This is a genomic window from Gammaproteobacteria bacterium (genome assembly GCA_036383255.1).
In the GTDB taxonomy this organism is placed as follows: Bacteria; Pseudomonadota; Gammaproteobacteria; order Natronospirales; family REEB76; genus DASUBN01.
The window spans coordinates 24,372-43,334 of the sequence record DASVOS010000003.1 but is presented as its reverse complement, the minus strand read 5'-3'; the positions used below and the strand labels follow the sequence as shown (position 1 = coordinate 43,334).

The window sequence follows — 18,963 nt, the reverse complement described above, 5'->3', positions numbered from 1 at the left end:
CAGCGATGCGGCCTTTTCTTTTGGCGCTCTTTGAAAAGCGTCGCGAGCGGAGCCGGGTTATCTCATTATCCAGTGATCCACGCCCTGCTTTTTTAAGAATTTCTCGGCGCCCTTCCCTTGCAGGATCGCCAGGGTGGAGAGCAGGCCCGCCTGGGTGCAGTTCGCTTCCAGCACCGTCACGGAGCGCGGTGCGTCCTTCACGGGCCAGCCCGAGCGCGGGTCCAGGATGTGGCCGTAGCGTACGCCGTCCTTGATGAGATAGCGGCGCGCGTCGCCGCTGGTGGTGACGCCGCCGCGCTTGAGCTTGAGCAACGGCGCGCCGGCACCGGCCACGGTCTCGATGGCCACCGCCCAGGGCTGGCCGTCGCGGCGCGGGGCGCTGGCGTAGATGTCGCCGCCGAAATTGACGAGGAGCGGCGCGCCGCCGGCCTCGGCGCCGAGCGCCGCGGCGCGGTCCACCGCGTACTCCTTGCCGATGCCGCCGAAGTCGATCTCCATGCCGGGCGCGAGGCGCAGGCGCGGCGACCGCCACTCCACCTTGTCCCAGCCCACGAGCTTGAGCACCTCGCGCACCGCCGCCGGGTCCGCCAGCCGGTCGCTGCCGTCGAACTTCCACACCCGCCGCAGCACGCCGGAGGTGACGTCGAAGAGGCCTCCGCTGACGGCGTGGCAATGGGCCGCGAAATCCAGCAGCCGCGCGGTCTCCCCGTCCACCTCCACGGGCTTACCTTCCGAGTGGTTGATGGCGTGGACGACGTTGTCGTCCCGGTAACGGCTGAACTTGCTCTCGATGCGCCAGGCCTCGGTCGCCACCGCCACGGCGGCGCGGCGCGCCGCCGTGGCATCGCCGGTGTCGATGAGGACCTCGCAGGGGCAGGCCATGGCGGTGAACCTGGCGCGCCACAGCGCGCCATCCCGCTCCAGGCTGAGCCCGGGCGGCAGCGTCTCAGAAGGAGACGCTGAACTGGACAATGTCCGCCTTGAGCTCGGGGAAGAGGTCATAGGCCTGCTGCACGCCGATGTTCACGTGCGGATCCGAGCCGCCGCTCTGCACGTAGTGCTCGAGGCGCACGCTGGCGCGCCCGCCCCAGGAGGTCGCGGTGCCGAACTCGATGCCCACCGTGCGCGCGCTGAACTCCGCCAGCCGGTAGTCGGCGCTGACGTACTGCGGCACCACGTCGGTGTCGAGCAGGCCGCGGTGGTAGAAGTCCGCCTGGCTCTGGTGGTACCAGCGCAGGTGCGGCATCGCGTACCAGCTCTCGCCGAAGGGGATGCGGTAGCGCAGCTCATAGGTGCTGGACTTGATGCCCCAGTCGTCCCAGCCGTAGCGGTAGGAGAAGTCCAGCACCTGGCCGCCGAGGTAGGCCTTGTTCTGCAGGTAGAGCGCGTGCTTCACCCGCGTCGAGGGCCGGTTCTCGTAGATGTTGCTGATGGGGTCGCCGAGGGCCGGCCCGAACCCGCCGCCGGGGCCGCCCGGGAAGAACCCTCCCAGATGGGAGTTGATGATGGAGACGACCTTGTAAGGGTCGTTCTGGTATCCGTCGGAGCGGCTGTAGGAATAGTTGAGCGCCACGATCCAGTCGCGGTTCATCACCTGGGTGACGCCCAGCAAGAGGTCCTTGACGTGCTTGTGGTCGCTGGAGGCGATGGCGGGGTTGCCGTTGGCGGCCTCGCCGTTCCCATCACCGCCGCCCTCATCCGAAGCTGGCATCACGCCCTGGGGGAACATCGCCGCCATGTCGGGCTCCGGGTCTTCCGGTTCCGGCGGCGGCGGCAGCTTGATGGTGCTGAGGGGCTGATGGATGCCGCCGATGGGCTTGATGAGGTCCGACTCGAAGGACACCCCGGCCGAGACGGTGGTGTTGCGCTCGTTGAAGTCCCGCGCCAGCAGCAGGTTGATGCCCTGCGACTGGAAGTCGTGCTCGGTGGAGTAGTTCGCGCCGAGGTCGAGGCGCCAGAGCTGCGCGAGGGGCCGCGACCAGGTGACGCTGAGGCCATAGCGCTGGTCGCGGAAGCTGCTGTCCAGCGGCGTCTTGCCGGCGCCGGCCGCGTTGCCGGACTGGCCCGAGGGGCTGGTGACGGTGGTGCCGGTGCTGGCGGGCATGGCGCCGGTGGGGGTGGCACCGCTCAGGGTGTCGCTCACCACGCGGGCGCTCACCGAGGCGTCGTCGCCCAGGTCGCGCTTGACGATGACCGCGGGCTCGATGGCGCGCACCCGGTCCACCTCGGAGTAATAGAGCACGCCGGCATCGAAGCTCCAGTCGCCGTCGGCGGCGCGGGCGGTGCCCGCGGTGCCGAGCAGCGCGCAGCTCGACGCCAGCAGCGTCTGCCGCAGCTTGCGGCGTTGCTTGCGCTTCAGTTGCATCCGCAGCCTCCGCCGGCGAATCCCCGGCCGCCACTGATCGCTTCCTTGGAGAAGTAGATGTGGTCATCGAACGACAGGCTCAAGGGGTCGCAGTTCAGGGCCATCTCGGGCTTGGCGAGGTTACCGCGCTGCCAGGGCTTCACGCCGAGGCTGGTGCAACCGCCCAGCAGCACGGCCAGCGCCGCGACGACCGACAATAATCCAAGCTTTCTCATGGCAGGTACCTCGGTCGAATACGGTCTCATTGCTTGCCCAGGATCTCGCGCAGCTCCGCCTCGTACTTGCCGGGCGAGTCCTCGAAGAATCCCTGGTGCTTCTTGAGCACCTGGCCGTCACGGCCGATGACGAAGGAGCTCGGCATGCCGATGATGCCGTACTGCTCGGCGGACTTGCCCTCGGGATCGTAGACCACGGTGAAGTCCGCGGGGGTCTCCTTGAGGAAGCGGGCCGCGTCGGCCTGTACCTCGTCCAGGTTCACCGCCACGACCACCAAGTCGCCCGCGTACTTCTTCTGCATTGCGTTCATCCACGGGAAGGACTGCCGGCAGGGTTTGCACCAGGAGGCCCAGAAGTCGAGGTAGACGACCTTGCCCTTGTAGGGAGCGAGGTCCAGCGGCGCGGCTGCGGACGCAGGAAGCCACGCGAGTGCCAGCGGCAGTGCCACCAGCAGCATCAGCACGAAACGGCGCATGACGAAACCCTCCAGTCGAAGCATGGCCCCATCCCGCCCCTGGCCACCTTCTCCTCTATGTTAGGGCGGTAATATCATGCTCAAGACACAATGGCGTGAATTTTTATTCCAAAAGCAAAATCGCAGTACATCAAGGAGTTACTAGATTCTTAGTAGTCTAAGCGGGTGGCACGCTGTGAACTGCGTCACGTTAGCGAGATGAATGCGAATCAATCGCGACGGCGAACCCGCTCATCCAGGCAACCTGGAAACCGCCTTAGCACTTGCCTACCTGATTTCTGCCAGAAAAGCCGCGTCGATCCGCTTCGAAATCACTTTGGGCGGGGTCAAGGTACAATGCGCGCGCATGGGCCTATAGCTCAATGGTTAGAGCAGGGGGCGAGCAGCGAAGCTGCGCGCGCCCGAGCATGGAAGCTCGGGCAGGAAGGCGCACCAGGGACGGTTTAGTGAGATTCGGGCCTATAGCTCAATGGTTAGAGCAGGGGACTCATAATCCCTTGGTTCCAGGTTCGAGTCCTGGTGGGCCCACCAATCCGTTGCTATAGAATCGATACCAGTTGGCCCGTCCTTGGGTATAGACGGCGGCGCTCCAGGCGCCGCGCTCACCGCTTCGCGGTTCGCCCTAGTGGGCCCACCAATCCGTTGCTGATACCAGCCGGCCCGTCCCTGGGTATAGACGGCGGCGCGCCAGGCGCCGCGCGCACCGCTTCGCGGTTCGCCTGGTGAGCCCACAAAAATTTCTTAGCGTTTGCCCACCGCGAGCCACGGCACGCCGCGATAACTCTCCGCCACCACCCAGCCACCCGCCGCCAGCGCGAAGGTGACGGTGACCTCGCCCCAGTTGAAGCCGGTCATCTTGCCGGCCAGGAAGACAGGCAGCCACACCAGCAACAGGAACGACCCCATCTGCACGGCGGCGAGGGTGGCGGCGAGCCGCGCCCACACGCCGGTGAGCACCGCGACGCCTGCTGCGAGATACGTGGTGCCGGTGAAATAAGCCCAGAACACGGGCCACAGCAGCCAGTCGGGAATGAGCGGCGCGGTGAATTGCAGATAGAAGAAGTGGGACAGGCCGAAGGCGATGAGGGCTAAGCCATAGAGCGCGCGCGCGATGCGCAGGCCTCGCTCGCCGGTGGCGAAGCCGAGCTGCTGCCGGTCCCAATCCGTGGCGAACCAGGCGAACAGCACCCAGGCGCCCGCCACGATCACCGCGTTCTCGCCGATGCTCTGGTAGGAGCCTTCCTGCAGTGGCGCGAGGAGGATGAAGCGCCCCTTGAAGAGCAGCATCCAGGCCAGTAGCCAAGCGAGCAGCACCCGGGCTGCAGGCGCCGCGGTGCGCGGCCACAGGAGCCCGAGGCCGCAGGCAATGGCCAGGAGGGCGCAGAGATAGGGCAAGGCTCCGCGTGCCGGGAAATCCTTGGGCACCCCGTTCCAGATGGCGGCGTACTCGGGCCGCGCCAGGCCCACAATGCCGATGGCTGCGAGGGTCGCCGCGAAGACCGCATGACCCGGGCTCACGATGCGCATCGGCCTCTCCTCCACAGCCAGTACTGTCGTCTAGGACAGGACCTGGAGCCCGGAAGTTTCCGGCGGGGCCTCGAAATGGACCCGTCGCGCGGCGGATCTCATCCGGCGAGGCTGTTCTCCGCGGCGATGGTGGCGAGACGGGACGGTCCCGGATGAGCCTGCCCGTGGCCGTGCACGAGATGCACCTTGCTGCCGGCCTTGCCGCGGGCAAACTCGCTCGCGGCCATGGCATCGGCCAGCAGCGCGGCGCCATCGGCGCAGCCTTCGGCCATGACACCGCCGATGCTGGCATGGGCCGAGTGCATCTCGCCGCCCCACATGACGTGGAAGCTGGCGACGATGGTGGACACGGTGCGGGCATAGTTGGCGGCCTGGCGCGCGTCGGTGTCGCTCAGCAGCACCGCGAACTCCGCGTCACCGAGGTAGGCCACGGCGCCGCCGCGCAGGCAGGCGCGCAGGGTATTGCCGACCAGGTTGAGCATGCGCAGGGAGACGACGCCGTCACCGGCGGGGTCGCCCTGTATCGCCACGTGCAGCACGGCGCACTCCTCCCGTTCCAGCAGGCGGGCCACGCCTGTCTCGAAGCGCTGGCGGTTGGGGAACACGGTGATGGGCGCCTGCAGGGGGCGGGCGGCGTCTATATAGCTGTCATACATGGTCACGATCCCTGTGGTTGAGTACGGGCGCATCAGACCATGCCGGCCCCCTCCGTCCGTATCCGGGTATCCCTGAAACCCCGGCGCGCAAAACCTGAAATCGCCGGACTGTGGGGACAGACCCCCGTGCCCCAAGCCCCTGCAAGGGTGAGGGGGTGGCAATATCAGCCAGCTACACTGTCAAAACTGTCATCCTCCTCCTATACTGCCAGCAGCGAACTTCAGCCCCATAGCGCGGGCCCTGTCCGGAGGACCCTATGGCCGACAAATCCGTCTCCAAGCCGCGTACCGCCTCCGCCGCCAAGCCCATGGACGTGACGGTGCTGCTGCTGGAGGGAGGTTTCGCCTCCACCGCCATCGGGCCGCTGGAGATATTCCATTCCGCCGGCGCGGTCTGGAACTGGCTGCACGGCGAGACGCCGCAGCCGCGCTTCAGGGTGCGCACCGCCTCCCTCGGCGGGGCGCCGATCGTGAGCGGGCATGGGCTGAACATCCGCGCCGACAGCGCGCTGGAAGACGTCGCCGAGACCGACCTCGTCATCGTCGCGACGCCGGGCTGGGACATGGTGGAGCAGCTCGCGAAGCATGGGCCGCTGGTGCCGTGGCTGTGCGCGCAGCACGAGCGCGGGGCCTACATCGCCGGCGTCTGCACCGGTGTGGCGTTCATGGCGGAGGGCGGCCTGCTGGACGGACGCGAGGCCACCACACACTGGGCGCTGGCGGATGCGATGCGCCAGCGCTACCCAAAGGTGGACTGGCAGCCGGAGCAGTTCGTGACCGAGGACGGCGGCCTGTTCTGCAGCGGCGGCGTGTACGCCTCCATCGACCTCAGCCTATACCTGGTGGAGAAGTTCTGCGGCCACGAGGTTGCGCTGCAGTGCGCCAAGTCGCTGCTGCTCAGCATGCCGCGCGGGCGGCAGTCCGGCTATGCGATGTCGCAGCTCTCGCCGCCGCACTCGGACGCGCCGATCCAGCAGGCCGAGCGCTACCTGCAGGCGAACTTCGACCGCGACGTATCCATCGAGGCGCTGGCGGCACGCACCGGCATGAGCCCGCGCAACTTCATCCGCCGCTTCAAGGCCGCCACCGGGCGCCTGCCCGGCGCCTATCTGCAGACGCTGCGCATCAGTGCCGCCCGCGAGATGCTGGAGCACGGCGCCGCCTCGATCCAGGCGGTGTGCAGCAAGGTGGGCTACGAGGACCTGACGTTCTTCCGCAGCCTGTTCAAGCGCCACACCGGCATGACACCGGCCGAGTACCGCATGCGCTTCGCGCGCATGAACTTCGACCGCGGCGAGCTGGCCTCGGCCTGACCCCCAGACCCGCGTTGCACCGGGCCGTTGCGGTCCGGTGCACGGCTACATGCGCTCCTTCCAGCCTTTACGGATCAGCCAGGCGTTGACAGGCAAGGTGGTGGCGAGGCCGAGGATCATGGCGAGCTGCATCATGAACCAGTACTCCACCGACGTGGGTTCAATACCCGGCAGCAGCAGCTTCTGGGTCACCGCCATCCACACGAACATGCCCACCTCGAACGCCGCCAGCGACAGCGTGTCCGCCTTGAGCGCCGCCACGATCCCCGCACCGGGCGAGAGGTGGCGCATGGGTGCGATGGAGAAGTACTGGAAGAAGATGCCGAAGGCGTAGGCCAATATGAATGCAAAGACGTACTTTGCGAGCAGGTCCGATCCCAGCACGGTGACGCCCAGCAGGAACACCAGCCATTCGCCGATGAAGTCACCCACCGTGCAGCCGGCACCGCAGTGCAACGAGCCCTTGAGGGCCGCTTGCCAGGACAGCGTGTTGCCTCCGCCGGAAGCGCGACCTATGCGCCAGTAGATCCATAGACCCAACGGCCCGAGATAGAGCATGGAGACCGGCCACACCAGATCCATGATCCACATCTTCTGCGGATGCCGCAGCAGGTCGAGACTGACGGCGAGCGCGCAGATGAGCGCCATACCGATCGCGAGCATCGCGATCGGATGCAAGAAGGGATGGGCATAAGACAAGAGCGGCGGCCTGGGACGATGAAGGTGTCATCATGCCGCAACGCTACGCTGCTTTGGTCAACTGGGAGAACATCCGCTCCATCGCGTGCCATAAACTCTGGGGGCATCACCTGAGCAAGGGTGCCTGCGACGACCCAGCGCATCATCGGCTGCCATAAGCATCGGCTCGCTGATGTGATTTGCATTGCAAAACATGCGTGTAATTGTGTGACGGCGCACAGACTGAGCACGGGATGGGCGTTACGGTCGCGTCTCCTGGTTCATCAAGAAGAGCGGGCATAGCACATGCGACAGAAGACTTCGGCGCGCGCAAGGGATTGCGGCAAGAGAGTCTTCGTGCGCGGCGTCGCCTTGCTGCTCACGCTGGCCGCCGCCGTGTGCGCCGCTCAACCGGCGCCCCATGCCAGCCTCACCGGCGCGAAGCTGAACTTCGCGCCGGGCGAGCCTCACGGCCAGTGGCTGAGCCAGGCCCACGACTGGGCCAACACCCGCTACAGCGACCTCGACGAGATCACCGACAAGAACGTCGCACGCCTGCGCATCGCCTGGACCTTCTCCAACGGCACGCAGTACGGCCAGGAGGCGGCGCCGCTGGTGGTGGACAACGTCATGTACATCCTGACGCCGTGGCCGGACAAGCTGTTCGCGCTGGACCTCGCCCAGCCGGGGCATCCGATCAAGTGGGAGTTCGATCCCAACCCTGTGCCGCTGGCCCTCGGCAAGGCCTGCTGCGACGCGGTGGACCGGGGCATGGCCTACGCCGACGGCAAGATCATCTACAACCTCTTGGACGACCACACCGTCGCGGTGGACGTGAAGACCGGCAAGCAGGCCTGGCGCACCAAGATGGGCAACATCATGACCGGCGAGACCATGACCATGGCGCCGTTCGTGGTGAAGGACAAGGTCTACGTGGGCGACAGCGGCGGCGAGATGGGCGTGCGCGGCTGGATCGCGGCGCTCGACGTGAAGAGCGGCAAGGAACTGTGGCGCGCCTACAGCACCGGCCCCGACAAGGAAGTGAAGATCGGCCCGGACTTCCACCCCTTCTACAGGTGGATGCAGGGCAAGGACCTCGGCGTCTCCACCTGGCCGACGGACATGTGGAAGCACGGCACCGGCGCGGTGTGGGGCTGGATCTCCTACGACCCGGACACCAACCTCATCTACCACGGCACCAGCAACGCGGGACCGAGGGTGCCGGAGCAGCGGCCCGGCTACAACCTCTGGACCAGCGCAGTGTTCGCGCGCGACGCCGATACCGGCGAGGCGAAATGGGCCTACCAGTTCACGCCCCATGACGAGTGGGACTACGACGGCGTGAACGAGAACCTCCTCATGGACCTGCCGTTCCAGGGCAAGACGCGCAAGGTGCTGGTGCACTTCGACCGCAACGCCTTCGCCTACACCATCGACCGGACCACCGGCGAGGTGCTGGTGGCGGAGCCCTTCGCGCCCCAGAACTGGTCCAGCGGCGTGGACCTCAAGAGCGGCATGCCCGGCGTGATCCCCGCGATGGAGCCGCACGCCGGCGTGACGCTGAAGAACCTCTGCCCGCCGGACATCGGCGGCAAGGACTGGCAGCCCTCCGCCGCATCGCCGCGCACCGGCCTCGTGTACGTGGATCACTTCACGCTGTGCATGAACCTCCTGGACAACAAGGTGAGCTACATGCCGAGCACGCCCTACGACGGCATGAACATGAAGCGCATGCCGGCGCCGGGCGGTTACTCCGGCGAGTTCATGGCCTGGAACCCCATCACCGGCAAGAAGATGTGGGCCATCAAGGAGAAATACATGACCATGAGCGGCGTGCTGGCCACCGCCGGCGACGTGGTCTTCTACGGCACCGCCGACGGCTGGTTCCGCGCGGTGGATGCGTGGAGCGGCAAGGTGCTGTGGTCGCAGAAGCTCGGGTCCGGCATCATCGGCCAGCCCATCACCTACCTCGGGCCCGATGGACGCCAGTACATCGCCATCACGGCGGGCGTCGGCGGCGCCGCCATGGTGCAGGCCGACAAGGCCGCAGTCTACGGCGCGAAGTTCCCGGCCCGCGGCAACACCACTTACGTGTTCTCCATCGACGGCGAGGGCGCGACCGCGCACGGCGGCGACTTCCTGGAGACGCCGGGCAAGCTGACCGAGGGCAAGTGGCCGCCCAAGCCCTTGTCCGATCCGCCGCCGCCGGGAGCCAAGAAGCGGACCAAGAAATACCCGCCGCCGGGCGCGGACCGGTGAGGTGCGGCATGTCCAGATCTTCGACACTCATATACCTGGTGCTGGCGGCACTGCTGGCGGCCTGCGGCCACTCCAAGGGCGGCAGCAACACGGCGGCGGACACCACGCCCTCGTCACGCCAGTCCGTGCCGGTGCCGCTGGGCCATGCCGCAGGCCAGGTGCTGAGCCCGGAAGCATTGGCGACACGCAACCCCTACGAGGGTGACGAACGGGCGCGCGAGGAGGGCTACCAGCTCTTCATAAAGATGAACTGCGCCAACTGCCACGCCTACGACGGCTCCGGCAACATGGCGCCGACGCTCACCGACACGGAGTGGCGCTACGGCGGCCTGCCGATCCAGATCTTCAACACCATCCACGACGGGCGGCCCCAGGGCATGCCGGCCTGGGGGGAGAAGCTCACCAACGACCAGATCTGGAAGCTGGTGACGGTGGTGGAATCCTTCGGCGGCGCTTTCCCGGCCGACTACTACAAGCATGCGCCGCAGGGCGACGCGGACGGCGAGAACGAGGCACCGGAAGCCTACGACCAGGTGCAGCCGCCCCCGCCGCTGGCCGCACCGCCCAATCCCACCAACCCGCCGCCGCCGGCGACCCGGCCGCGCTGATGAGATACGGGCTCATCCTCTCCGCGCTGGCAGCCGTGCCGGCCCATGCCGACGAGCCCCTGGCCTACCTCACCACTGCGGGCCCCGCCGCCGATCCACTGACACACCTCGGCTGGCTGATGGGCGGCGTGTCCATCGCGGTGATCGTGATCGTCGCGCTGCTGCTCGTCTGGGCCTTGGCGCGGCGGCGCCCCGGCGGGGAGGCCGGCCGCACGCTGCAGCGCGACCGCGGCGGGCTGAGCTTCATCTACATCGGCGTCGGCGCCACGGTGGTGGTGCTCGGCGTGTGCATGGGCTGGAACCTGGCGGCCATCGCCAAGGTGCGGCGGCCGCCGCGGCCGGCGGCGTTCACGGTGCAGGTCACCGCGCACCAGTGGTGGTGGGAGGTGGAGTACCCGGACGGCGCCGACCCGCACCGCGATTTCCTGACCGCCAACGAGATCCACATCCCGGCCGGCGAGCCGGTGCGCCTGGAGCTGCGCAGCCCCGACGTCATCCATTCCTTCTGGGTGCCCAAGCTCGCCGGCAAGATGGACGTGATCCCCGGCCAGATCAACGTCGCCTGGATGCAGGCGGACCGGCCAGGCGTCTACCGCGGCGAGTGCTCGGTGCTGTGCGGCGCGCAGCACGCGCACATGGCCTTCCAGGTGATCGCGGACACGCCGGACGGCTTCAAGGCCTGGAAGGAGTCCCAGCTCGCCGACGCCGCGCCGCCCGCCGGCATCAGGCTGGAGCGCGGCGAGCGCGTATTCGACGACAAGTGCGCCGGCTGCCACACCATCCGCGGCGGCAACGCCGGCGGCGTGGTCGGACCGGACCTGACCCACCTCATGAGCCGGCGCACCCTCGCCGCCGGCACCCTGCCCAACGATCCGGAGCACCTCAAGGACTGGGTCAGCGCACCGCAGCGGTTCAAGCCTGGCACGCAGATGCCCACGGTGCAGCTTTCCGCCGGCGAGCTCTCGGAGCTGGCTGCCTATCTCCAGACGCTGCACTGAGACCGGAGCACGAACTTGGCAACCGACGCACGCCGCATCCCCGCCCTCGTCACCCGCGACGAGGCGGCACGTCATGCCGCGAAGCTGAAGGCCCTGTGGGAGACCTCACCCGGCCTGAAGGGCTGGCTCGCCACGGTGGACCACAAGGAGCTCGGCAAGCGCTATCTCATCACCGCCTTCGTGTTCCTGCTGCTGGGAGGGCTCGAGGCGGCGGTGATGCGCTGGCAGCTCATGCAGCCGGACATGCATGTGCTGACCCCGGAAGCCTATGCCCAGCTCTTCACCATGCACGGCATCACCATGATCTTCCTGTACGCGTTCCCGGTGCTCACCGGGTTCAGCGTATACCTGTGGCCCTTGCTGCTCGGTTGCCGAGACCTGGCTTTCCCCCGGCTCAACGCCTTCACCTATTGGATATTCCTGTTCTCGGGCCTCCTGTTCTATGCCAGCTTCGCCGCGGGCTGGGCGCCCAACAACGGCTGGTACAACTACGTCCCCTATGCCTCCCAGCCCTACAACCCCGGACCCAACATCGACGTCTATGCCATGGCGATGATCCTGCTGGGGATCTCGACCACCGGTGCCGCCATCAACTTCATCGTGACCCTGGTGCGGCTGCGCGCGCCGGGCATGTCCATCAACCGCATCCCGATCCTGGTCTGGGGCACCATCACCGCCGCCATGGGCAACCTGTTCGCGGTGCCGGCGGTATCGCTGGCGTTCGCGTTGCTGTGGTTCGACCGGCAATTCAACACCCACTTCTACGACGTGAGCCAGGGCGGGCAGCCGCTGCTGTGGCAGCACCTGTTCTGGATGTTCGGCCACCCGTGGGTGTACGCGATCGTGCTGCCGGCCATGGGCATCGTCTCGGACGGCATCCCCATCTTCTGCCGCCGCCCGCTGGTGGGCTACTCGGCGGTGGTGCTATCCACCATCGCCACCATGGTGCTGGGCTTCGGCGTCTGGGTGCACCACATGTTCGCCACCGGCATCCCCATGACGGCCGCCTCGTTCTTCAGCTCGGCGAGCTTCATCATAGTGATCCCGAGCGCGGTGGCGGTGTTCGCCTGGATCGCCACCGTCTGGACCGGGAGGCCGCAGTTCACGGCGCCGTTCCTGTTCTTCGCCGGCTTCGTGCTGCTGTTCGTGATCGGCGGCGTGTCCGGCTTCATGACCGCGGCGGTGCCGCTGGACTGGCAGCTCACCCATACCTACTTCGTGGTCGGCCACATCCACTACGTGATCATCGGCATCAACGTGTTCCCGGTGATCGCGGGCGTGCACCTCTGGTTCCCCAAGATGACCGGACGGATGATGAGCGAGAAGCTCGGCAAGTGGAGCTTCTGGGTGATGTTCGTCGGCTTCAACCTCGGCTTCTTCCCCATGCACATCGTCGGGCTGCAGGGCATGCCGCGGCGCATCTACACCTACGCGGCGGACACGGGCTGGGGCGGCACCAACCTGGTGATCACCCTCGGTTCCTACCTGTTCGCCGCCGGCGTCCTACTGTTCCTCAGCAACGTGGTGTGGAGCCGCTGGCGCGGCAGGCCCGCCGGCCCCAACCCCTGGGACGGCCCGACGCTGGAGTGGAGCGTGAGCTCGCCGCCGCCCGCCTACAACTTCGCGGTGATCCCGGTGGTGGCGAGCCGCCATCCGCTCTGGGACGGGCGGCTCAGGGAAGAAGCGGTGGCGAGCTCGCTCGATGAGGGCTACCTCCTGGCGAAGGAGCGCGAGACGCTGGGCACGACCCCGGTGGACGCGGAACCGGACGCGATCCTGCGCATGCCGCGCGAGTCGCTGATGCCGCTGCTGGTGTCGCTGGCACTGCTGGTGGTGTTCCTGGGCTTCTCCATCCACGGGGTGTCGGCGCTGGCCTGCTGGGTCCTGGCGGGACTGGGCGGTGCCGGCACGCTGGCGTGCGGCATCGCCTGGCTGTGGCCGCACCGCTACATGGTGCAGACGCTCGATGAGGATGCGCCATGAACCAGGCCGTGGATGAGTTCCGCGAGCTGCCGGTGGGCAGCAAGGGCCGCCGCTCCTCCGGCTGGTGGGGCATGGTGGCGCTTGTGGCGAGCGAGGCCGCGGTGTTCGGCTACCTGCTGTTCAGCTACTACTACCTGATGGCGCACTCGCTGCATGTGTGGCCGCTGGGCGGGCCGCCCACGCTGCGCCTCTCGGCCCCCGGCACGCTCGTACTGCTGGCCGGCAGCTTCGTCATGTACTGGGGGGAGCGCGGCATCAAGCAAGGCGCCAACGGACGGCTCATCGCCGGGCTCGCCATCAGCATCGTCCTGGCGGCGCTCTTCATACTCCTCGAGCTCTGGGAATGGCACGACAAGGGCGCCACCCCGAGCACGGACGTATACAGCTCCTCGTACTTCATCATCACCGGCTTCCACCTGGCGCACCTGGCGGTCGGGATGGTGATGCTGGCAGTGGCGCTGGTGTGGGCATGCCTCGGCTACTTCGGCCCGCGACGCCACTCCGCCGTCACCATCGCCGGCCTGTACTGGCACTTCGTGACGGTGGTGTGGCTCGCGGTCTTCTTCACCTTCTTCATCGTGCCGCGCCTCAGCCCATGAGCACGCCGGCCCGCATCCAGCATCCCGCGCCGCACCGCGAGCGCTTCGGCTTCGGCTGGCTGCTGTTCGGCATCTTCGCCGCGCCCTTCGCCTGGACCCTGCAGCTGATGGTGGGTTCCGCGGTGGCGGGCCACGCCTGCTTCCCCGGCGACCGGCCGCTGGACACGTCCATGTGGGCGGACCCGCGCGGGATACTGCTCGTCACCGATGCGGCGGGCATCCTGCTCGCCGCCGTCGCGCTCCTGGTGTCGGCGGCCGCGTGGGCGCGGGTGCACAAGGAGCGGGAGGGCTCAAGCCACCGGCTGCTGGACATCGGCGAGGGCCGCACCCGCTTCATGGCCATGGCCGGCATCCTGAGCAGCAGCCTGTTCCTGCTGGCGCTGCTGTCCGCATCGACGCAGGTGTTCGTGTTCCGGCTGTGTCTGTGAACCTGGAATGGGACTGGCAGCCGGCGGTGCTGCTCGCCCTCATCCTGGCGGCTGGAGCCTACCTCGCGGGACTCCTGCGCATGCGCTCACGCCGGCGCCTGCTCGATGCACGCCGCCGCGCGGCCTTCGCCGCGGGCCTCGCCGCCGTCTTCTTCGCACTGCTCTCGCCCCTCGACGGCTTCGCGGACCGCTCGTTCTCCGCCCACATGCTGCAGCACCTCATGCTGATGCTGCTGGCACCGCCGCTGCTGGTCTATGCGCGCCCGGCCACGGCCTGGCTGTGGGCCTTCCCGTTGCGGGGCCGGCGCGTGCTGGGCCGCGTCTGGAGCGGCGGCTTCGCGACCGGCTTCCGCCTGCTCATGCACCCCGTGAGCGTGTGGCTGCTGTCGAGCCTGGCGCTGGTGTTCTGGCACCTGCCAGGGCCCTATGGCTGGGCGCTGGAAGACGAGGGCATCCATACCTTCGAGCATGCCTGCCTGTTCGTCACCTCGCTGATGTTCTGGTCGCTGGTGATCGAGCCCTATCGGCGCCGGCAGGACTACCCGGCCTGCATGCTGCTGGTGGCCACGTTCAGCGTGGAGATGGGCTTCCTCGGCGCGCTGCTCACCTTCGCGCCGCGGCCGCTCTACGCCTTCTATGCCCATGCCGTCCTGCCGTGGGGCCTCGACCCGCTCGAGGACCAGCAGATCGCCGGGCTCGTGATGTGGATACCGGCCGGGCTCGTCCACGTCACCACCCTCGCCACCTTGTTCCTGGGCTGGCTCCGTCAGGCGGAACGCGAAGCACAGGCCACCGTGTCACGCCTGATCCTGCCCGCCGTCGGAGGCCATTGAGATGTCCATCGCCGTAGCGCTGCTCTTGATCGCTCTGCTGTCACTCCTGCCCGCCACCGTACACGCCGGTGACGCCGACAGCGTATGGTCCCAGCTCATGGACGGCACGGTCTCGGGCCGCGCGCGGCTCTACGACAACCGCCGCTGGAATGACGAGAACGCGCCCTACCCCAACCAGCCCCAGGACAGCGGCCACGACAGCCAGGCCACGGTGCTAGGCGGCGACGTGCTGCTCAGGAGCGGCAGCGTCGGCGGCTTCAGCGCCGGGGTGTCGGTGTTCACCCAGCAGAGGCTCATCCACTACGCCGAACCCAATCCCTACCTGCCGCCGCTCAACCAGCTCGCCGAGTCCTACCTGCAGTTCCAGAAGTCCAAGCTGCAGCTGCGCTTCGGCCGGCAGATGCTGAGCACGCCGTTCGCGAACGGGGATGCGTTCAGCCTCACGACCCGTTCGTTCTACGGCTTCACGGCGGCGCTGCATCTGCTGGATTCCGGCGAGCCCCCGGCGGCGCCGTTCAACAACACGGGACCCGACGGCAACCCGCCGTCCGGCTTCGACCCGGCGGTGAAGCCCTCCTTCTCCTACGACGCGAAGAGCGCGCCGGCGGACCTGAAGCTGCATCTCGCGCGCATCACGCGCTACATGAGCCGCTTCTCCGATGGCTTCGCCGACGTGAACCGCTACGGGCCGGGCTTGCACATGGCTGATCCGGCGGTCCCCGACGCCACGCCCGGCTTCTTCAGCACCGGCCTGGAGTACCGGCACGACCTCGCCGATGCGGGAGTGATGGCGCGCGCCTGGTACTACACCTTCTTCGACTACGCGCGGCTGCAGTACTACGAGGCGGGCTGGCAGGGCGCCAAGTGGGGCGGCGACGGTCCGCGGCCGATGCTGGCGCTGCAATACACGACGGAGGGCGATACCGGTGCCGCGCGGGCCGGACCGGTGGACGCGGATCTCTATGGCCTGAAGCTGGGCCTGAACCTGCCGAAGGGCGACGTGCTGCTGCTCGCGGAGTATTCGCCGGACCATCCCGGCAGCTTCCGCGACGGCGGCCTGCTGCACGCCTATACCGACTTGAGCGGAGTGCTCTACGACGACGCCACCGACGTGGGGCTGGAGGACCTGGGGCCGGGCCGCGGCTTCGGCGTGCAGGTGGACTGCGACCCCGGCAAGCACGCATCCAGCTACCTGCGGCTCATGCACTACGTGGCGGACTACGGCGCCAACGGCTCGCTCTACGACTACAGCGGCCCGGCGCATTTCTCCGGCGACAGCCTGCTGGGCGGGCAGCTCGTGCCGGACCAGTCCGGCAACGAGCTGGACCTGGGCTTCGCGGTGCAGCCCGGCGGCGGCGACTGGTCCCTGGGTGACGACCTGGTGTTCCGCAGCGGTTTCGGCGGGCGCAACACCTTCGTGGAGGACCGCCTGCGGCTGGTCTACACCTTCTGATGAGCGCCCCTTCCCCCATCGTGACCGGCAGCCTCGCCGGGGAACGCGCCGCCTGGCGCGACTACCTGGAGCTCGGCAAGCCCAAGGTGGTCTCGCTCATCGTGTTCACGGCGGTGGTGGGCATGTTCCTGGCGGTGCCGGGCTGGCCGCCGCTGCCGGGGCTGGTGTTCGGCACGCTCGGCATCGCGCTCGCGGCCTCCGGCGCCGCAGCGGTCAACCACGTGCTGGACCGGCGCATCGACGCATTGATGCACCGCACCCGGCACCGGCCGCTGCCCATGCACAGGCTGACGCAGGTGCAGGCGCTGGGGTACGCCGCGGCCCTGGTGCTGGCGGGAAGCGCGCTGCTGGCGTGGCAGGTGAACCCGCTCACGGCATGGCTCACGTTCGTCTCGCTGGTGGGCTATGCCGTGATATACACGGTGTACCTGAAGCGCGCCTCGGCCCAGGGCGTCGTAATCGGCGGGGCCGCGGGCGCCGCGCCGCCGCTGCTCGGGTGGGCGGCAGCCACCGGGCACGTGGACCCGGGCGCGCTCGCGCTCTTCCTCATCATCTTCGTGTGGACGCCGCCGCACTTCTGGGCGCTGGCGATCCACCGCCGCGAAGACTACGCCAAGACGGGCCTGCCCCTGCTGCCGGTGACCCGCGGCGTGGCGCACACCAAGCTGCAGATCCTGCTCTACACGCTGCTGCTGGCGGCGGTGAGCCTCCTGCCCTTCGCCATCGGCATGAGCGGCCTCCTGTATCTCATCGCCGCGCTGGTGCTGGGCGGCCTGTTCCTGTGGCAGGCCTGGCGCCTCAAGACCAGCGAAGACGAACGGCTGCCGCTGCGCACCTTCCGTTTCTCCCTCTGGTATCTCGCGCTGCTGTTCGCCGCGCTGCTGGTGGACCACCACTTGCCGCTCCCGCCCGCGGGCTGAAGCGGCCGGCCGGTTTACCTTTCGCGGCATCACGGCGCCGCCCGTGACGGCGCGGTATCCTGACGGGCACACCCATGGATACCGCCAAGCCCGTCACCCGCCCCGGCGCCCCTCCCGTCTCCGCGCTCAGCCGGCGGCTGCTGCCCTGGCTGGTAGCGGTGGCGTTCTTCATGGAGTCGCTGGACACCACCATCCTCAACACCGCGGCGCCCGCCATCGCCGCGGCCATGCAGGTGGTGCCGCTCAGCATGAAGGCGGTGCTCTCGAGCTACACGCTCAGCCTCGCGGTGTTCATACCGGTGAGCGGTTGGGTCGCGGACCGCTTCGGCACGCGCCGGGTGTTCGCCGCCGCCATCGGCATCTTCACCCTGGGCTCGTTCCTCTGCGGCCTGTGCACGGACATCCACGGACTGGTGGCCTGCCGCGTGCTGCAGGGCGCCGGCGGCGCCATGATGATCCCGGTGGGCCGCATCGCCATCGTGCGCACCTTCGGCCGTTCCGAGCTCATCCGCACCATGAGCTTCATCGCGATCCCGGGCCTGGTGGGCCCCATGCTGGGCCCGGTGGCGGGCGGGCTGATCGTGAGCTACCTGCCGTGGAACGTGATCTTCTTCATCAACATACCCATCGGCCTGGCGGGCTTGTACCTGGTGTACCGCTACCTGCCGGACTACCGGGAGACGAAGCGCACGCCGCTGGACCTCGTCGGCCTGATCCTGTTCGGCTCGGGCATCGCCCTGCTCTCCTATGTATTGGAGGTGTTCGGCGAGCACAGCCTGAGCGGGCGCGAGATGCTGAGCCTGCTCGCCATCTCCGCGGCGCTGCTGGCGGGCTACGGCCTGCACACCCTGCGCCTCTCCCACCCGCTGCTCAGGCTCGCGCTGTTCCGCGTGCGCACCTTCCGCACCGCGGTGAGCGGCGGCTTCGTGACGCGCCTCGGCATGGGCGGCATCCCGTTCCTGTTCCCGCTGCTGTACCAGGTGGGCCTGGGGTTCACGCCGCTGCAGTCGGGGCTCATGCTGGTGCCGCAGGCCTTCGCGGCCATGAGCCTCAAGCTCACCATGCCGAAGATCCTCACGCGCTTCGGCTACCGGCGCGTGCTGATGGCGAACACGCTGATGATCGGCGTCATGATCGCGCTGTTCGCCACCATCGGCGCTGACACGCCGGTGCCGCTGGTGGTGTTCTACGTGTTCGCCTACGGCTTCTTCGCCTCGCTGCAGTACACCAGCATGAACACGCTGGTGTACGCCGACGTGACCGCGCGCCAGACCAGCGGGGCCAGCACCCTCGCCAGCACGCTGCAGCAGTTGTCCATCAGCTTCGGCGTGGCCTGCGCCTCGCTGGTGACGGCCGCCTTCATCCCGGACCGCTTCCACGCGGACCCGGCACAGATGATCCACGGCATCCACGAGGGCTTCCTGGTGCTCGGCGTGCTCACGGTGGCCTCGACCCTGGTGTTCCAGGCCCTCAGGAGCGGCGACGGCGATGCCGTGAGCCGGCCCAAGGCGGTACTTCCCGGCGGCCCATGATGGGGCTATGCTCGGTCCGCGGGGTCCAGGGAGGGTATCCGTAATCCCCATTACATAACCTCTCGGGTAATCACCCGATACGGCGCGCTCCACGCGCACCGCATAATCGCGTGTACGTGA

The 18,963-nt window shown here is 68.0% G+C and carries 18 protein-coding genes and 1 tRNA gene; 12 read left to right on the top strand and 7 right to left on the bottom strand.

Translation table 11 applies throughout. The features are described 5' to 3' along the window. Window positions 1-57: 57 nt before the first annotated feature. Genes VF651_00525 through VF651_00510 form a run of 4 tightly spaced genes read right to left on the bottom strand, consistent with a single transcriptional unit; the run spans window position 58 to window position 3,080 of the window. The gene (locus tag VF651_00525) at window positions 58-972 is read right to left on the bottom strand and encodes an FAD:protein FMN transferase (GenBank protein HEX7964171.1); all 915 of its coding nucleotides are present in this window, start codon (window positions 970-972) and stop codon (window positions 58-60) included. Beyond that, a complete protein-coding gene (locus VF651_00520) occupies window positions 947-2,365 on the bottom strand; it encodes a DUF3570 domain-containing protein (protein HEX7964170.1) in 1,419 nt (472 codons plus the stop codon). The genes VF651_00525 and VF651_00520 overlap by 26 nt, the downstream gene beginning before the upstream one ends. Then, the gene (locus VF651_00515) at window positions 2,356-2,580 is read right to left on the bottom strand and encodes a DUF4266 domain-containing protein (GenBank protein HEX7964169.1); all 225 of its coding nucleotides are present in this window, start codon (window positions 2,578-2,580) and stop codon (window positions 2,356-2,358) included. Before VF651_00515 ends, VF651_00520 begins: the two co-directional genes overlap by 10 nt. Window positions 2,581-2,606: 26 nt before the next feature. Further along, entirely contained in the window at window positions 2,607-3,080 is a 474-nt protein-coding gene (locus VF651_00510) for a TlpA disulfide reductase family protein (protein ID HEX7964168.1), read from the bottom strand. A 431-nt stretch (window positions 3,081-3,511) separates the two neighbouring features. Between VF651_00510 and VF651_00505 the strand changes: the two genes are divergently transcribed. Further along, window positions 3,512-3,587, top strand: a tRNA-Ile gene (locus VF651_00505). Between the two features lie 210 nt (window positions 3,588-3,797). Here the strand turns inward: VF651_00505 and VF651_00500 are convergent. Together VF651_00500 and VF651_00495 are read right to left on the bottom strand one after the other, a co-directional pair. Further along, on the bottom strand, window positions 3,798-4,583 hold the full coding sequence (locus VF651_00500) for a DoxX family membrane protein (GenBank protein ID HEX7964167.1): 786 nt from the start codon (window positions 4,581-4,583) through the stop codon (window positions 3,798-3,800). A gap of 98 nt (window positions 4,584-4,681) precedes the next feature. Beyond that, window positions 4,682-5,272, bottom strand: a complete 591-nt coding sequence (locus tag VF651_00495; GenBank protein ID HEX7964166.1) for a GGDEF domain-containing protein — start codon at window positions 5,270-5,272, stop codon at window positions 4,682-4,684. 224 nt (window positions 5,273-5,496) lie between these two features. On the opposite strand from VF651_00495, the gene VF651_00490 reads away from it, so the two are divergent. Then, on the top strand, window positions 5,497-6,552 hold the full coding sequence (locus tag VF651_00490) for a helix-turn-helix domain-containing protein (protein HEX7964165.1): 1,056 nt from the start codon (window positions 5,497-5,499) through the stop codon (window positions 6,550-6,552). A gap of 45 nt (window positions 6,553-6,597) precedes the next feature. On the opposite strand, the gene VF651_00485 is transcribed toward VF651_00490, so the two are convergent. Next, window positions 6,598-7,215: a DUF4396 domain-containing protein gene (locus VF651_00485; GenBank protein HEX7964164.1), complete on the bottom strand. Its 618-nt coding sequence runs from the start codon at window positions 7,213-7,215 to the stop codon at window positions 6,598-6,600. Window positions 7,216-7,536: 321 nt separating this feature from the next. Between VF651_00485 and VF651_00480 the strand changes: the two genes are divergently transcribed. The 10 genes from VF651_00480 (at window position 7,537) to VF651_00435 (ending at window position 18,843) form a co-directional block, all read left to right on the top strand. After that, on the top strand, window positions 7,537-9,489 hold the full coding sequence (locus VF651_00480; protein ID HEX7964163.1) for a PQQ-dependent dehydrogenase, methanol/ethanol family: 1,953 nt from the start codon (window positions 7,537-7,539) through the stop codon (window positions 9,487-9,489). Between the two features lie 8 nt (window positions 9,490-9,497). After that, window positions 9,498-10,097 carry a c-type cytochrome gene (locus VF651_00475; GenBank protein HEX7964162.1) on the top strand — a complete coding sequence of 200 codons (600 nt, stop codon included), beginning with the start codon at window positions 9,498-9,500 and terminating at the stop codon, window positions 10,095-10,097. Then, entirely contained in the window at window positions 10,097-11,095 is a 999-nt protein-coding gene (gene coxB / locus VF651_00470; protein ID HEX7964161.1) for a cytochrome c oxidase subunit II, read from the top strand. Before VF651_00475 ends, coxB begins: the two co-directional genes overlap by 1 nt. A 36-nt stretch (window positions 11,096-11,131) precedes the next feature. After that, window positions 11,132-13,078 (top strand): cbb3-type cytochrome c oxidase subunit I, encoded by a 1,947-nt coding sequence (locus VF651_00465; GenBank protein HEX7964160.1) that lies wholly within the window; start codon window positions 11,132-11,134, stop codon window positions 13,076-13,078. Next, on the top strand, window positions 13,075-13,677 hold the full coding sequence (locus tag VF651_00460) for a cytochrome c oxidase subunit 3 (GenBank protein HEX7964159.1): 603 nt from the start codon (window positions 13,075-13,077) through the stop codon (window positions 13,675-13,677). The genes VF651_00465 and VF651_00460 overlap by 4 nt, the downstream gene beginning before the upstream one ends. Continuing rightward, window positions 13,674-14,105 (top strand): hypothetical protein, encoded by a 432-nt coding sequence (locus VF651_00455; protein HEX7964158.1) that lies wholly within the window; start codon window positions 13,674-13,676, stop codon window positions 14,103-14,105. The genes VF651_00460 and VF651_00455 overlap by 4 nt, the downstream gene beginning before the upstream one ends. Then, complete coding sequence (locus VF651_00450) at window positions 14,102-14,938, top strand: cytochrome c oxidase assembly protein (protein ID HEX7964157.1); 837 nt, start codon at window positions 14,102-14,104, stop codon at window positions 14,936-14,938. Before VF651_00455 ends, VF651_00450 begins: the two co-directional genes overlap by 4 nt. A 1-nt stretch (window position 14,939) precedes the next feature. Then, on the top strand, window positions 14,940-16,391 hold the full coding sequence (locus tag VF651_00445; GenBank protein HEX7964156.1) for a hypothetical protein: 1,452 nt from the start codon (window positions 14,940-14,942) through the stop codon (window positions 16,389-16,391). Between the two features lie 20 nt (window positions 16,392-16,411). Next, the gene (cyoE, locus tag VF651_00440) at window positions 16,412-17,311 is read left to right on the top strand and encodes a heme o synthase (GenBank protein HEX7964155.1); all 900 of its coding nucleotides are present in this window, start codon (window positions 16,412-16,414) and stop codon (window positions 17,309-17,311) included. Window positions 17,312-17,385: 74 nt separating this feature from the next. Then, entirely contained in the window at window positions 17,386-18,843 is a 1,458-nt protein-coding gene (locus VF651_00435; protein HEX7964154.1) for a DHA2 family efflux MFS transporter permease subunit, read from the top strand. The last annotated feature ends 120 nt before the right edge of the window (window positions 18,844-18,963 follow it).

Bases quoted from the DNA above. Each gene is read 5' to 3' on its own strand.
- VF651_00485 (HEX7964164.1), bottom strand. From the start codon at position 7,215: ATGCTCGCGATCGGTATGGCGCTCATCTGCGCGCTCGCCGTCAGTCTC.
- coxB (HEX7964161.1), top strand. From the start codon at position 10,097: ATGAGATACGGGCTCATCCTCTCCGCGCTGGCAGCCGTGCCGGCCCAT.
- VF651_00500 (HEX7964167.1), bottom strand. From the start codon at position 4,583: ATGCGCATCGTGAGCCCGGGTCATGCGGTCTTCGCGGCGACCCTCGCA.
- VF651_00495 (HEX7964166.1), bottom strand. From the start codon at position 5,272: ATGCGCCCGTACTCAACCACAGGGATCGTGACCATGTATGACAGCTAT.
- VF651_00435 (HEX7964154.1), top strand. From the start codon at position 17,386: ATGGATACCGCCAAGCCCGTCACCCGCCCCGGCGCCCCTCCCGTCTCC.
- VF651_00475 (HEX7964162.1), top strand. From the start codon at position 9,498: ATGTCCAGATCTTCGACACTCATATACCTGGTGCTGGCGGCACTGCTG.
- VF651_00520 (HEX7964170.1), bottom strand. From the start codon at position 2,365: ATGCAACTGAAGCGCAAGCAACGCCGCAAGCTGCGGCAGACGCTGCTG.
- VF651_00480 (HEX7964163.1), top strand. From the start codon at position 7,537: ATGCGACAGAAGACTTCGGCGCGCGCAAGGGATTGCGGCAAGAGAGTC.
- VF651_00490 (HEX7964165.1), top strand. From the start codon at position 5,497: ATGGCCGACAAATCCGTCTCCAAGCCGCGTACCGCCTCCGCCGCCAAG.
- VF651_00510 (HEX7964168.1), bottom strand. From the start codon at position 3,080: ATGCTTCGACTGGAGGGTTTCGTCATGCGCCGTTTCGTGCTGATGCTG.
- VF651_00445 (HEX7964156.1), top strand. From the start codon at position 14,940: ATGTCCATCGCCGTAGCGCTGCTCTTGATCGCTCTGCTGTCACTCCTG.
- VF651_00515 (HEX7964169.1), bottom strand. From the start codon at position 2,580: ATGAGAAAGCTTGGATTATTGTCGGTCGTCGCGGCGCTGGCCGTGCTG.
- VF651_00455 (HEX7964158.1), top strand. From the start codon at position 13,674: ATGAGCACGCCGGCCCGCATCCAGCATCCCGCGCCGCACCGCGAGCGC.
- VF651_00460 (HEX7964159.1), top strand. From the start codon at position 13,075: ATGAACCAGGCCGTGGATGAGTTCCGCGAGCTGCCGGTGGGCAGCAAG.